Origin of the sequence: Nonomuraea sp. B19D2 (assembly GCF_040137845.1) — a bacterium.
Lineage (GTDB): Bacteria > Actinomycetota > Actinomycetes > Streptosporangiales > Streptosporangiaceae > Nonomuraea.
Map to the genome: position 1 here is coordinate 41,307 of NZ_JBEFAK010000028.1, position 13,277 is coordinate 54,583.

The window sequence follows — 13,277 nt, forward strand, 5'->3', positions numbered from 1 at the left end:
GTTCGTGCCGGCAGGAGCGGGGCCCTGGTGCTGCGTGGCGAGGCGGGCATCGGCAAGCCGGCGCTGCCGGACCACGCCGCCTACGTCGCCGCGGGCGAGATGCGAGTGAGCATCTCCTCCAGCCAGCCGGGTTCAGTCAGGTTCGCGGCGATGCTGTGGACGTGCGGGCGATCGGGGATGGCCTGAGGCCGGGCCTCGATGACGTCGGGGAAGTCGATGTCGAACCAGCGCACCGACGGCGGCGGGTCCAGCCGGTGTACGCGGGTGTCCAGGCCGCAGGCCAGGTGCGGCACGGTGGCCTCAGGGTGGGCGGTCAGGAATTCTCTGGTCCAGCGGTCGAGCTCTCGGCCGCGCAGGGCCAGCGTGGCGGCGTCCCACGGCGCCGGGTGTACGTCTCTTGCACGACATCTGCCGCATCGGCCAGGGAGCCTCTGAACGGGCGCTCACAGTGTCGCCGACTTCCTTTGCCGCATCTGCCCTCACCAGATGGACGAGACAACCCCGCGGAATGTGAGCACCTCGCCGCACATTCCGCGGGGTTGGCTGGTTCTACTGCTGAGACGAACACGCCTCACCGGCGCTGTCAGCTCGCCGACACCGAGAAGCTGTTGGTACGGAAGTCCATTCCGCCGCTGGATGACGTGATCTCGTACCCGAACTGGACGTCGCCGAGCGTCACGTCGCCGAACCAGTTCCTGGACCGGAGCCAGTTCAAGATCGCCTTGATGTCCACGGTCCCGGAGTTGACGTTGCCCTGCCGCACGAAGGAGAACACCTGGTTGGACCCGTTGGAGCCACGGTAGACGTCCCAGCTGTGGCCGCCCACCGATGCGCTGGTCTGCCGGGACCCGATCGGGCCGACCGGGCCGTACTTGTTCATCCAGAGCATGATCTCGTAGGTGTGACCGTCGCACCAGATGTCGTACGCGGACGTGTAGGCGCCGCCGTTCGGCACGGTGACGTTGAAGCTGCTGGTCGCGCTGCCGAGAGCACTGAGCCGCCGGTTCACGTTCTTCGTGGCGTTGGGGTAGGACTTGACGCCACCGGTGTTGGGATGGTTCGCCCAGACACCCCAGTTGCTGTACGAGTTTGCCCAGATCGTTTGTGGGCCGGCGCCGCTGCCCCAGATGTTGTTGTAAAGGGTGTAGCCGCCGTTGGTCCAGGTCGCCCACTGGGCCGACGAGGACCAGACGGCGGCCTGGGCCGGCTGGGCGAGCACGGCGATGAGCGCGACGAGCATGGATGCCGGGACGAAGAGGCGGAGCGTCCTGAGCATGGTCTCCCTTTCCGCTGTTGTCCGCCGGTGGCGGGCACCACTTTGTCGAATCCGGTGCATCGAAGCGCTTCGACGACAGTTCGACGCGGCCGAGACCGGTTTCAACGGGAAGTGGGGTCACCGTAAGTCCGCGTCCGGCCAGAGGAAACACCGGCGAGCAAGAAATCCTCACCAGCGCAGGTCAAGCGATGAGAGGCGATGGGAGCGACGTGAAAGTTTCACCCCCGCCGGTGGCCGACGTCGCCGAGTCGGCCGTAGTGGCGGTCCTGGCCGTTGACGAAGAGGCCACTTTGCCGGCCTCGGCGCGATAGCGCTTGCCGAACTGCGGGAGCGGGTCCGCGGTGGCGGCGTAGCGGGTGCTATTTCGCATGTAGCGCCTCCTGGTCGAGAAGTCCGAGACGTTCGAGACGTCCTGACTGGAGGAAAGCAATGACGATTCTCGTGACGGGCGCCACCGGGACGGTCGGCCGGCAGATCGTGGCGCAGCTCGTCGCCCGCGGCGAGCGGGTGCGCGCGCTGACCAGGAACCCGGCCGCGGCCCGGCTGCCCGCCTCCGTGGAAGTGGCCTGCGGCGATCTGACCAGGCCGCAGTCACTGGCCCCGGCGCTGGAAGGTGTGACCGCGCTTCACCTGATCACGGTCGGCGGCGACGACCAGGCGGCGCTCCAGACCGGGCCCGAGCTCGTCGAGCTGGCCGCGAAGGCGGGAGTGACCCGGGTCAGCGTGCTGAGCAGCTGGGACGAGAGCTCGGTCGAGGAGGCGCTGCGGGCCAGGGAGATCGGCTGGACGCAGCTGCTGTGCGTGGAGTTCATGGCCAACGCGCTCGAATGGGCCCAGTCCATCCGTGAGGAGGGGGTGGTCCGGGTGTTCGGCAATAACCCGGGGGCCGTCGTGCACGAGGCCGACATCGCCGCCGTGGCCGTGGCGGCGCTGGTCTCCGACGGGCACGCCGGCGAGTCGTACCTGATCACCGGACCGGAGACGCTGACGCCCGCGCAGCGGGCCCAGCTGATCGGGGAGGCGATCGGCCGGGAGATCCGGTTCGAGGAGCTGAGCGAGGCGCAGTATCGGGCCTCGATGGAGGCGTGGGGAGCGGGGGAGGAGTTGATCGAGTTCGCGGTCCAGCTCGGCGCCAACCCGCCGGACGCCGCCTCGGTCGTGCTGCCGACCGTCGAGCAGGTCACCGGCCGTCCCGGCCGTACGTTCGCCCAGTGGGCCGCGGAACACGCCACCGCGTTCCTTCTTTGATCCAGGAGAACTATCGTGATGATTGATCCGTTCCGCATTGACATCGTCCAGCAGGACCTGGACGACCTCCGTACCCGCCTGGCCATGACCCGCTGGCAGGACCAGCTTCCCGGCACCGGCTGGGAGCGCGGCGTCCCCCTGGACTACCTCAGGGACCTGGCCGAATACTGGCGTACCGGCTACGACTGGCGCGCGCACGAGGCCAGGCTCAACACGATCCCGCAGTTCACCACCACGATCGACGGGCAGAACATCCACTTCGCCCACATCCGCTCCGAGAACCCGTCCGCCCTGCCGCTCATGCTGCTGCACGGCTGGCCGGGCACGTTCGCGATGTTCCTGGACGTCATCGAGCCGCTCTCGCGCGACTTCCACCTGGTCATCCCGTCGCTGCCGGGTTTCGGCTTCTCCACTCCGCTGTCCGGACCCGGCTGGGGTCCCGTCCGCACCGCGAAGGCGTTCACCCACCTCATGGCGTTGCTCGGCTATGAGAGGTACGGGGTGCAGGGCGGCGACAGCGGGTCGTTCATCGCACCGGAAATGGGCAAGCACGATCCCGGCCACATCGCAGGCATCCACCTCAACGCCGCGATCACCTTCCCCGCCGGTGAAGAAGGTGAGATGGACGGGCTCACGCAGGAGGAACGGCGGCGCTGGAACTCGATGGAGAACTTCAACGACGGCTACCTCCAAACCCAGTCGAAGCGGCCTCAGACGGTCTCGTACGGGTTGCACGACTCGCCGGTGGGGCAGCTCGCGTGGATCATGGAGAAGTTCAAGGAGCTGACGGAGCCCGTGGAGGGCCTGCCGGAGGACTCGCTTGATCGCGACCTGATGCTGACCAACGTCACCATCTACTGGCTGACCGGGACGGCGGGGTCATCGGCGCAGTTCTACTACGAGAGCATGAGCGCCGACGACTGGAGCGACGCCGGCACGGGCGACTGGGGAGATGGCGCTGAATGGGCCGCAGCCGACCGGGGCACCGTGCCGACGGGGGTGCTCGTGTCCAAGGCATGCGACGTCACCATCCGCCCCTGGGCGGAACGGGACCACAACATCGTGCACTGGGCGGAGTACGACCAGGGCGGCCACTTCTTCGCGACCGAGCAGCCCGCCCTCTTCGCGGATGACGTCACCACGTTCTTCGCCAAGCTGCGCTGAACCAGGTCCGTGTGCCCGCCGTCAAAGTGACCAGCGCACCGCCGGGCTCGGATGGTAGCGGCAAGTGGCGCCGGTGGAGACCGAGGCCCTCAGGTGGGCGGCCAGCTCCGGGTGGCGCTGGTCGAGCTGGCGTAGCGTGCTGCGGATGCGGTTGGTGACGGCCTTGCGGGCGCGTTCGGCCTCGTCGCCGAGCCTTCGCGTACGGCCGCCGAGCCCGGCAGCCGTACGCAGCTCGTCCAGCAGCGCCTTCCGCTCGGCGTCGAGCTCGGCCGCCCGCCGGTCGTCACCCAGCTCGGCGGCCCGGTCGATCTCGTAGTCGAGCAGCTCCAGCCGCTGCCGGTAGCGCTTCTTGGCCTCCTCGTCCAGCACGTCGTCGCCGCCCATGCTCCGCGCCGCGACCACGACCTCGCCGCCCGCCGGGTTCAGCAGCTCGACCGCCCGGACCTCGCTCCCCGGACGGCCGAGCAGGACGCGGAGGTCGGCCAGGCCCTTGGAGTCGGGCAGGTGCACGGTCCTGCCGGCGTAGGTCAGGGTCCAGACCTGGCCGTCGAAGCGGAAGGCGTCGGCTCCTGGGCGCGGCAGGCGCACCAGCATGCCGAGGGCGGCGGCGTCCCGTTCGACCTGCTCGATCAGCGCGGAGGCGTCGTCGCCACGCGCCTGCAGCACCTCGGCCAGGCGGGCGCGGGACTCGATCGACCACGGGCGCGCGCCCAGCAGGTCGGCCGCGCGGTAGGCGGCGGTGAAGCCGTCGACGGCCTCGTCCCAGCGTCCCTGGGCGGCGTCGAGCACGGCCGCCCAGTGCGCGAACGGCCCCTCCACGGCGACCGTGGCGGTCACGGCCCACTGGCCGACGTACGGGGTGATCGCGGCCCGTGCGTGCGCGCACAGCACCGGGTCCTTCGACAGGGCGGCCGCCTGCGCCTGGAACCTCAGCCACAGCGGCGCCATCCACCGCAGGTACTGCTCGCCTGCCGCCATGATCTCCGCCAGGTGACGTACGGCGGCCTCACCCCCGTCGCCCCGCTGCACCGCCGTCACCGCGCGGTAGAGCGGGAAGTGGCGGCTGCCCGCCCGCTCCATCTCGCCCAGCACGCTGTCGGCCACGTCGAACCGGCCCCTGAGCAGCGCGACCGACCACCGTTGCATGCAGCGCAGGTCCCGCCGGCCGATGCCCGGCTGCTCGCCCAGCTCGTAGGCGGCGTCGATGTGGGTCCCGGCCTCGTCGAAGCGTCCGGCGAGCGTGGCGAACATGGCCTTGAGCACCGCGGCCTCGTGCTGGAACAACGCCAGCTCGGCCCCCTCGGCGCGCGCCACGAAGCCGCGGAGCTCCGGGAGGCACCGGGGATCGCCCGCCTCCAGGAGCGCGCCGACACGCCAGGATCGGGCGGTCAGGTCGAGCCGGGCGTCTCGCGTCCGCCGGGCAACGGCAGCCAGCTCCTCGGTGATGGCCAGCCGCTCGCCCGCGGTGTCCGGCCCCCAGATGGCCCCGAGCCTGGCCACCAGGCTGAACCCGAGCGTCTCGTCGTCATCCCCCCGGCGGGCCAGCTCGGCCGCGACCTCAGTCAACTCCAGCGCCGCGGCGTCCAGCCGTCCACCGCCAGTGCCGGGCTCACGGGAGCCGCCGCCCGTCGATGGCGGGAGGTCGCCGGGCTTGTGTGGAGCGTCGCCGGGTCGGCGTGCTCCGGCGTCGAAGGCGTGTGGGGTGACGCCTGAGCCGGGTGCGAGGCCGCCCGGCCCCTGTGTGGTGCGGCCATGATCGAGTGCGGCGCTGCGCGGACCGCGGACGACGTTGCTCGGCTCGCGTGCGGCGTCGGCCGGTCCGGGGGTGGCGGCGCGCGCGGGCATCGTGGTGTGCGAGGGATCGTACGTGGCCGGGCGCACCAGGCGGTGGTGCGCCTCGTGGACGAAGTCGGCCCATTGGCCGCCCTGGCCGAAGTAGCAGAGGTCGTGCAGCTTCAAAGCCGTCAGCGCCATCAGGTCGGCGTCGTCGAGCCGGCGGGTGATCGCGATGGCCGCCTCCAGCGTGCGCACGCCGGTGGCGGCGTCGCCCGCGCGGTGCTGCGCCACGCCGAGGTCGAGCCCGATCGTGGCCCGCCTGCGCGGCTCCCAGGCAGGGGTCAGCTCCAGCGCGCGGCGGTAGTGCCCGGCGGCCTCCTCCTCCGCCATCCGCGCCTCGGCGTCCCTGGCGGCGGCGAGCAGCAGGTCGGGCGCGTCGGGCACGGCGGCGAGGTACGCGTGGTGGGCACGGGTCGCGGGCAGCGCCGAGTCCAGCGCACGCAGCGCGGCCGCGTGCCGGGCACGGGCCTCGTCCTCGTCGAGCTCGGCGTAGAGGGTCTCACGAACGAGGTCGTGCACGAAGGCGTGGCGCCCGGAGCCCAGCGAGGTGATCAGCTTGGCCGACACCGCCTGCTCGAGCGCCGACCACACCGAAGCCTCCGAACCGCCCAAGAGCGCCGACCGCACCGAAGCCCCGGAACCGCCCAAGAGCGCCGACTCCACCGAAGCCTCCGAACCGCCCAAGAGCGTCCGGTCGTGCGGGAGAGCGGCTCGATCCCTCAAGCTCACCGCCGCCGAACCGCGCGAGGCGGCCCGCCGGTCGAGGGCATCAGGGGGCACCGGGGTGAGCGCCGCACGAAGAGCGTCCGCGGTGAACTCACGGCCCAGGACCGCCGCCATCCGCAGCACCTCCAGCACCGCCTCTGGCAGCCGCGACAACCGCCGCCGCACCGCCGCCCCCACCCCAGGGGGGATCGTGGCGAGCGGAGTCCCGCCCTGCCACAGCCGGGCGGTCTGCTCCACGAAGAAGGGATTGCCACCCGTACGCCGGTGGATCTCCGTCACCAGCCGCTCGTCGGGGGAGAGGCCCGTGGTGCGGGCCACGAGCCGGCCGACCTCCTCCCGGCTCAGCCCCGTCAGCGTCAGCGTGATGGCCTTGGCTTCCAGGGGCAGCGCCCCGCCCACCTCAGAGTCCCGATAGGTGCCGATCACCAGCAGCCGCTCGAACCAGGCATGCCGCACCACGAACTCCAGCAGCCGCAAGGACGCCGCGTCCGCCCAATGGAGGTCTTCGAGCACCACCACGACGGGCCGCTCCCTGGAGGCGTCCACCAGCAGCCCGGTCACCGTGTCGTACAGCTCGAACCCCTCGGATCCCGTCAGGGGCTGGGCGTCGAGGCGGCGGACCACCTGCACCCACGGCCAGTGGCCCGGCGCCCCCTCGCCCTCCCAGCAGACCCCGGTGAGCAGCCGGGCGCCTCCGCGGACGGCCTCCTCCGCCGCGCTCGCCACCAGGGCGCTCTTGCCGATCCCCGCCTCGCCCGTGACCAGCACCAGCGAGCCGTGGCTGACCAGGGCACGCTCGACCTCGCCCCGCAGAATGGCCGTGGGCCGGTCCCGTCCGATGAGCGTCGCCATGCGGGGCACCCTACGCGGCCCGGCCGACAATCCAGGCTCTGCGGCGCCGCCGGCGGGGGTGCCGGGCGTGAAAGTTTCAGCGGGAACCCGCAGGTCGCTGAGAACACCTTGACTCCCGGTTTGACGGGAGCGTTCGCCCGTGCGATCAAAGCAGGCGCGGTTCCCGCCGGAAGGGGCGTGCCGCGTTCGCCAATGTTAGCGCTACCAAAAACAGAGGTGACCGAATGAAACGCCTGGCCGTCCTGCCCCTCCTGTTGATCGCCACTTTCCTGTTACCCGCCCAGGCCGCCCTGGCCGACACGAACGTGGCCAGGAGTGCGACGCCGTCCGCCTCCTACACCTCGTCCTGGGAGAGCGTGGCGGCGATCAACGACGGCATCGACCCGCCCAGCTCGAACGACACCGTCAACCGCCGCTGGGGCACCTGGCCCAACACCGGCACCCAATGGGCCGAGCTCACCTGGGGGTCGTCCCAGACGCTCAAAGGCGCCGACGTGTACTTCTTCGACGACGGCGGCGGCGTCCGCGTCCCGGCCTCCTGGAAGCTCCAGTACTGGAACGGCAGCGCCTACACCGACATCTCCGCCACGTACCCGATCGCGGTGAACGCCTACAACAAGGTGAGCTTCACGCAGGTCAGCACCACCCGGCTGCGCGTCGTCCTGCAGAGCGGCCAGGGCTCGGTGGGGCTGCTCGAGGTGAAGGCGTGGGCCCCCGACTCCGGCGGCGGCACCTCGACCTGGAACCCGCCGGCCAACCTGGTCACGCCGCTCAACGAGGTCTGGCAGCACGTCGAGAGCACGTACCCCAACCTGTACGGGTTCCGCAACTACGGCTGGGACCAGATCATGGCCAACCGCGGCTCGATCAACTACTGCGTCCGCTGGGACACCACCGCCACGGTGACGGCGGCCCAGCGTGACCAGATCCACGCCGCGCTGGCCCGCCAGTTCAAGAAGTGGATGGACGTCATGGCCGGCCACAACGGCTGGCCGTACGCGAACGTGCCGGTGAAGGTCGTGGGCTGGGCCGTACGTGACCGCGCCCAGCTGCAGTGGAACGACAACTCGGTGGACATCTACGTCAACGACATCCGGGAGAACGCGCCCCAGTGCGCCGAGCCCTGCGGCCGGTTCTTCAACCAGAGCGGCAACTACCCCAACTGCCCGGGCGGCGCGTCGCACCACTACGACATGTCGCTGTGGCTGACCGCCGGGTTCGGCGGCGGAGCCGGGGGCGACTGGGGGCAGCGGATCGGCAGCGAGTACTACATGTCGAACCTCAACGCCGACAACATCCACATCCTCCTGCATGAGATGGGCCACTCGTTCGGCCTGGACGACTTCTACGACTGGACTCCGACGGGCGTCTGCTGCTTCCTGATGAAGGCGGGCAGCGCGGCGTACATCACGGACTTCGACGCGTGGATGTTCCGGGACTGGTGGCGGCACCTGAAGAGCCGTTACGGCTACTGAAGAAAGGGGAGGGCGGCGGGGTCTCCGCCGCCCTCCTTCTCGCTATCCGACGGTGAGTTTGTACCCACGCGTGACGGGGGTGCTCAGCTTGTCGTTGTCCCTGAGCTGGACGGTGAACGTGGCGGTCCCGGCCGTGGTGGGGGTGCCGGTGATCGCCCCGGTGAACCGGTCGAGGCTGAGGCCCGCGGGCAGCGAGCCCTCGACGACCTGCCAGTCGTAGAACGGGACCCCGCCCTTGGCCTGGAGCCGCTGCTCGTAGGCGGCCCCGGCCTTCGCCGCGGGGACGGCGGAGGTCTCGATCGAGGGCTTGAGGAACGGGGTCAGCTTCCTGTTCAGCTTCCACCCGGCGTTCTCCGCGATCAGCAGCGTGAGCTTGGTCAGTTCCCACCTGCGGGTCGGGAAGATGTGCCGCCAGCCGCCGCTCTGCCCGCTGATCCGGTCCCAGTAGGGGTCGTCACCGGGTACGTGGTAGCTGGTGTCGAGCGGCACGGGGTAGCCCTGGTAGTCGATGACGTCCTGGTCGTCCTTGCCCTTGGACGCCACGTAGTCGGCCATGCCCTGCCAGTCGCTGTGGAAGGCGACCGCGTGGCCGTACTCGTGCATGACCAGGCCCTGGACGTCGATCACCTGGCCGAGGTCCGTCTTCCACCAGTCCTCGTCCTTGAGCGAGGTGAACAGCTTCATCAGCTGCTCGTCGTACTCGAGGATCATGCTGGTGGAGCGGTGGTAGGGGGTGGGCTTGCCGTTCTGGGTGTGGAACTTGCCGTTGATGGTGGGGTAGCCGGTCGAGTACGGCGTCTGGATGCCGCGGAAGAAGACGTACATGCCGTTGTACGGCTTGGCGTTGGAGACCTCGACCTCGTTCTGCCAGTCGTCGCCCGGCAGCCGGTTGACCTCGTCGCCCGCCGGGACCGTGTCGAACGGCTGCAGGTCGAAGAACGCGAACCAGTTGCGCACCGCGGCCTCGGCGGCCTTGCGCACGGCGGGGTCCTTGAAGTAGCCGGTGATGTTGTCGTAGCGGTAGTCGAAGTCGATGGGGATGGTGGGCTTGATCGGGGTCTTCTCGTCCTGCTGCACCCGGATCGGCATGGTCTGGGTGCCGGTGGCGCCGGTCGCGTCAGTGGTCTTCATGACCCACTGGTGCAGTTCGTCCTGGCCGCCGCTCTGCTTGGAGTGGATGGCCAGCCGCACGACCTCGCGGTCGGCGGGGCCGGTGAGCGTGAAGGACTTGGTCGCGCCGGTGGCCGTCAGCTCGCTCGGCATGTTGAACATCAGCCTGGAGGTGCCCCTGGCCTGCAGGTCAACCTTCAGCGGGTAGCTGATGCCGGGGACCTTGGGCGCGCGTACCGTCAGCTCGATGTACGGGTTGGCGAGGTAGCCCTGCCAGTCCACGAGCTGGACGCCGTAGTCGTTGACCTTGCGGTAGAAGATGTCGAACACGTCCAGCGCGGGAGCCGCCTGACGGGCGGCGAGGCTGGGGGAGGGGACCGACAGCGCGCCGGCCAGGGCGGCCAGCGCGCTGAGGGTGGCGAACTTCCTCATCGAATCCTTTTCTAGGTGAAGGCCTTCACTTCGAGCAGTCCCACCGAGGCTTGGCCGCTCTCCAGGACCACGCGTAAGCGGGTGGTGCTGATCGGGTTGAAGGTGACCTTGTTGTAGGCGTTGATGGCGATCGGGTAGGTGCCGGGGACGTCGGCGTACGCGCTGCCGTTCCAGTACTGGAGCTTCCAGGAGGCGGGCAGGCGGACGCCGTCGTTGTCGTCGAAGAAGTAGACGTCGGCGGCTTTGAGGGTCTGGGCGGAGCCCCAGGTGAGCTCGGCCCATTGGGTGCCGGTGTTGGGCCAGGTGCCCCAGCGGCGGTTGACGGTGTCATTGGAGCTGGGCGGGTCGATGCCGTCGTTGATCGCCGCCACGCTCTCCCACGGGGAGGTGTACGAGGCGGACGGCGTCGCGCTGCCGGCGACGTTCACGGAGGTCCCGCCGCCGCTGCCGACAGTGAGCTGGAACGTCCTGGTCAGCGGCGTGCTCAGCTTGTCGTAGTCCCGCAGCTGGACGGTGAAGCTGGACGTCCCCGCCGTGGTGGGGGTGCCGCTGATCGTCCCGGTGAACCGGTCGAGGGTGAGCCCCGCGGGCAGGGATCCGCTGGTGACCTGCCAGTCGTAGAACGGCACGCCGCCCTTGGCCTGCAGCGTCTGGCTGTAGGCAGCGCCCGGCGTGGCCGACGGCAGCGAGGTGGTGACGATCGACGGCGGCAGGAACGGGGTCAGGTTGCGGTTGAGCTTCCAGCCCGCGTTCTCGGCCACCAGCAGGGCGAGCTTGGTCAGCATCCACCTGCGGGTGGGGAACAGGTGGGTCCAGCCGCCGCTCTGCCCGCTCAGCCGGTCCCAATAGCGCTGCTCGCCGGGAATGTGGTAGCTGCTGTCGAGGGGGACGGCATAGCCCTGGTACGCCACCACGTCCGGATCGTTGCCGCCGCCCTGCACGTATGAGCGCATGCCGGCCCAGTCGCTGTGGAAGGCCACCGCGTGGCCGTACTCGTGCATGACCAGGCCGTGCACGTCGAGCACCGAGCCGGCGATCTCCGTCTTGTACCAGTCCTCGTCGGCCAGGGAGGTGAACAGCTGCTTGTTCGCCTCGTCGTACTCGAAGATCATCGCGGTCGAGCGGTGCAGCGGGCCCGCGAGCTGCTGGCCGCCCCGGGTGCTGTACTTGCCGTTGGCGGCGGGGTAGCCGGTCGAGTACGGGGTCTGGATGCCGCGGAAGAACACGTACATGCCGTTGTAGGCGGCGTTGTTGGCGACGTTGATGGTGTTCTGCCAGTCGTTGCCCGGCAGGTGGTTGTTCTCCGCCCCGGCCGCCACGGTGTCGAACGGCTGCATGTCGAAGAACCTGAACCAGTCCTTCACCGCCTCCTCGGCGGCGGTCCTGAAGTTCGGCTGGTTGAAGTAGCCGGTGATGTTGTCGTAGCGGTAGTCGAACGTGGTGGGCAGGCTGGGCTGCAGCGCGGTCTTCTCGTCCTGCTGCACCCGGATCGGCATCTGCTGCTGGTACGTCGCGCCTGACGCGTCCCGGATGTTGAGCTTGAGCGTGTAACTTTCATCCTGGCCTGGACCGCGCTTGGAGTGGATCGCGAGGCGGAACGGCTTCTGCTCGGTGGCGCCGGCGAAGGTCAGCGTCTTGGTGGCGCCGGTCGCGGTCAGCTGGCTGGGCAGGTCCATCATGAGCCTGGAGGTGCCCTCGGCCTTGAGGTCGATGGTGACCGGATACCGCACGTCGGCCGGGGGTTTGACGGTGAGCTCGACGTACGGGTTGGCCAGGTAGCCCTGCCAGTCGACCAGCTTGACGCCGTAGTCGTTGACGGTCCTGCCGAACATGTCGACCACCGTGGCGGTGGTCGCGGCGTGCGCTTGTTGCGGCACGCCGCTGAGTAAGGAGGCGAGTAAGGCTGCCGCTACGGTGATTCGCCTGGCGCCCTTAGCGGCCCTCAGGGCATGGCGGGATCCTCGGTCCATCCGGACTCCTCTAAGGATTTTGGGAATAGGTTTTCCCAGGCGCACAGTAAGGTGTTACACAGCACCGGTCAACCCCCGCCCCGGCGGGTCGTCAGGGGGTGGCGCGGCGGGTGGACTCGCGCAGGACCAGGCTGGCCGGGACGATGGTGACGCCGCCGGTCGTCGGGTTGCCCGCGATCGCGTCCAGCAGGTGGCGGGCCGCCAGGCGCCCGATCTCGCCCAGGTTCATGTCCACGGTCGTCAGCGGCGGCCGGCACCCCAGCGCCATCGGCTCCCAGTTGTCGAACCCCACCAGGGCCACGTCCTCGGGCACCCGCCGCCCCCGCTCGCGCAGCGTCTCCGCCACCCCGCGCGCGATCTGGTCGCTCCCGCAGAAGATGGCGTCCACGTCGGGCTCCGCGTGCAGCAGCACGTCGGCTCCCTGCCGGCCCCACTCCTCGCTCCACTGCCCGTACAGGATCTCGCCCGCCGGCGACAGCCCGGCGGAGGCGAGGGCGGTGGTCAGCCCCTGCGCGCGGCGGCGCGCCGCCTGGAAGCGCTGGGGTCCGGTCACGTGGCCGATGCGCATGCGTCCCGTCGCCATGAGGTGGCGGGCGGCCAGCGCTCCGCCGCCCTCGTCGTCCGGGATGATCGAGACGTCCGAGTCGTCGGTGGACTGCGTCATCGCGTACACGACGGGAACGGGCAGGTCGCGGCCGATCCCGGGCCGCGGCTCCGTGCGCCGCCCCGTCACGATGATGCCCTCGACGCGCCTGGCCAGCAGGCGCTCGACGTAGTGCCGCTCCCTGATCGGGTCGTCGCGCGTGTCGCACATGAACACCGAGATCTGGCCCGCGCCCAGCGCGTCCTCGGCACCCAGCATCACCGGGATGCTGAAGCGGCCGAAGCTGTCGCCCGTGACCAGGCCCACGGTGTACGTGCGGCCCGCCAGCAGTCCCTGGGCGAGCGGGTTGGGCCGGAAGCCGAGCCGTTCGGCGGCGGCGAGCACCCGGTCGCGGGTCTCGGTACGCATCCGGCCCCGCCCGTTGAGCGCCTTGGACGCGGTGCCGATCGACACGTCGGCGGCCGCCGCGACATCCCTGATCGTGACGGTTCTCGTTGTCCCATCGGAAGGGTTGGCCAACCGAGTCCCCTTTCGCGGTCACACCCTATTGCGCACAAGCATCCCCTTGACCGGTGATGTATCAC

The 13,277-nt window shown here is 69.9% G+C and carries 9 protein-coding genes; 3 read left to right on the plus strand and 6 right to left on the minus strand.

Annotation, left to right across the window (positions count from 1 at the left end; all coding sequences use genetic code 11):
* Positions 1-80 precede the first annotated feature (80 nt).
* Both ABN273_RS38330 and ABN273_RS38335 read right to left on the minus strand, forming a co-directional pair.
* Positions 81-362 carry a class I SAM-dependent methyltransferase gene (locus ABN273_RS38330; RefSeq protein ID WP_349454186.1) on the minus strand — a complete coding sequence of 94 codons (282 nt, stop codon included), beginning with the start codon at positions 360-362 and terminating at the stop codon, positions 81-83.
* A 221-nt stretch (positions 363-583) separates the two neighbouring features.
* A complete protein-coding gene (locus tag ABN273_RS38335) occupies positions 584-1,336 on the minus strand; it encodes a glycoside hydrolase family 12 protein (RefSeq protein ID WP_349454074.1) in 753 nt (250 codons plus the stop codon).
* 369 nt (positions 1,337-1,705) lie between these two features.
* Here ABN273_RS38335 and ABN273_RS38340 point away from each other — a divergent pair, with 369 nt between their 5' ends.
* Together ABN273_RS38340 and ABN273_RS38345 are read left to right on the plus strand one after the other, a co-directional pair.
* Positions 1,706-2,524: an NmrA family NAD(P)-binding protein gene (locus ABN273_RS38340; protein ID WP_349454075.1), complete on the plus strand. Its 819-nt coding sequence runs from the start codon at positions 1,706-1,708 to the stop codon at positions 2,522-2,524.
* A gap of 18 nt (positions 2,525-2,542) precedes the next feature.
* On the plus strand, positions 2,543-3,688 hold the full coding sequence (locus ABN273_RS38345; RefSeq protein ID WP_349454187.1) for an epoxide hydrolase family protein: 1,146 nt from the start codon (positions 2,543-2,545) through the stop codon (positions 3,686-3,688).
* A gap of 21 nt (positions 3,689-3,709) precedes the next feature.
* On the opposite strand, the gene ABN273_RS38350 is transcribed toward ABN273_RS38345, so the two are convergent.
* A complete protein-coding gene (locus ABN273_RS38350; protein WP_349454077.1) occupies positions 3,710-7,102 on the minus strand; it encodes an ATP-binding protein in 3,393 nt (1,130 codons plus the stop codon).
* A gap of 224 nt (positions 7,103-7,326) precedes the next feature.
* Here ABN273_RS38350 and ABN273_RS38355 point away from each other — a divergent pair, with 224 nt between their 5' ends.
* Positions 7,327-8,577, plus strand: coding sequence for a hypothetical protein (locus ABN273_RS38355; protein WP_349454080.1), 1,251 nt, complete (start codon positions 7,327-7,329; stop codon positions 8,575-8,577).
* A 42-nt stretch (positions 8,578-8,619) separates the two neighbouring features.
* On the opposite strand, the gene ABN273_RS38360 is transcribed toward ABN273_RS38355, so the two are convergent.
* The 3 genes from ABN273_RS38360 to ABN273_RS38370 all read right to left on the minus strand — a co-directional run bounded on the left by ABN273_RS38360 (position 8,620) and on the right by ABN273_RS38370 (position 13,212).
* Positions 8,620-10,119 (minus strand): putative Ig domain-containing protein, encoded by a 1,500-nt coding sequence (locus tag ABN273_RS38360; protein ID WP_349454081.1) that lies wholly within the window; start codon positions 10,117-10,119, stop codon positions 8,620-8,622.
* 11 nt (positions 10,120-10,130) lie between these two features.
* A complete protein-coding gene (locus ABN273_RS38365) occupies positions 10,131-11,996 on the minus strand; it encodes an Ig domain-containing protein (protein ID WP_349454083.1) in 1,866 nt (621 codons plus the stop codon).
* Positions 11,997-12,180: 184 nt separating this feature from the next.
* Complete coding sequence (locus ABN273_RS38370; protein ID WP_349454085.1) at positions 12,181-13,212, minus strand: LacI family DNA-binding transcriptional regulator; 1,032 nt, start codon at positions 13,210-13,212, stop codon at positions 12,181-12,183.
* Positions 13,213-13,277: the final 65 nt, after the last annotated feature.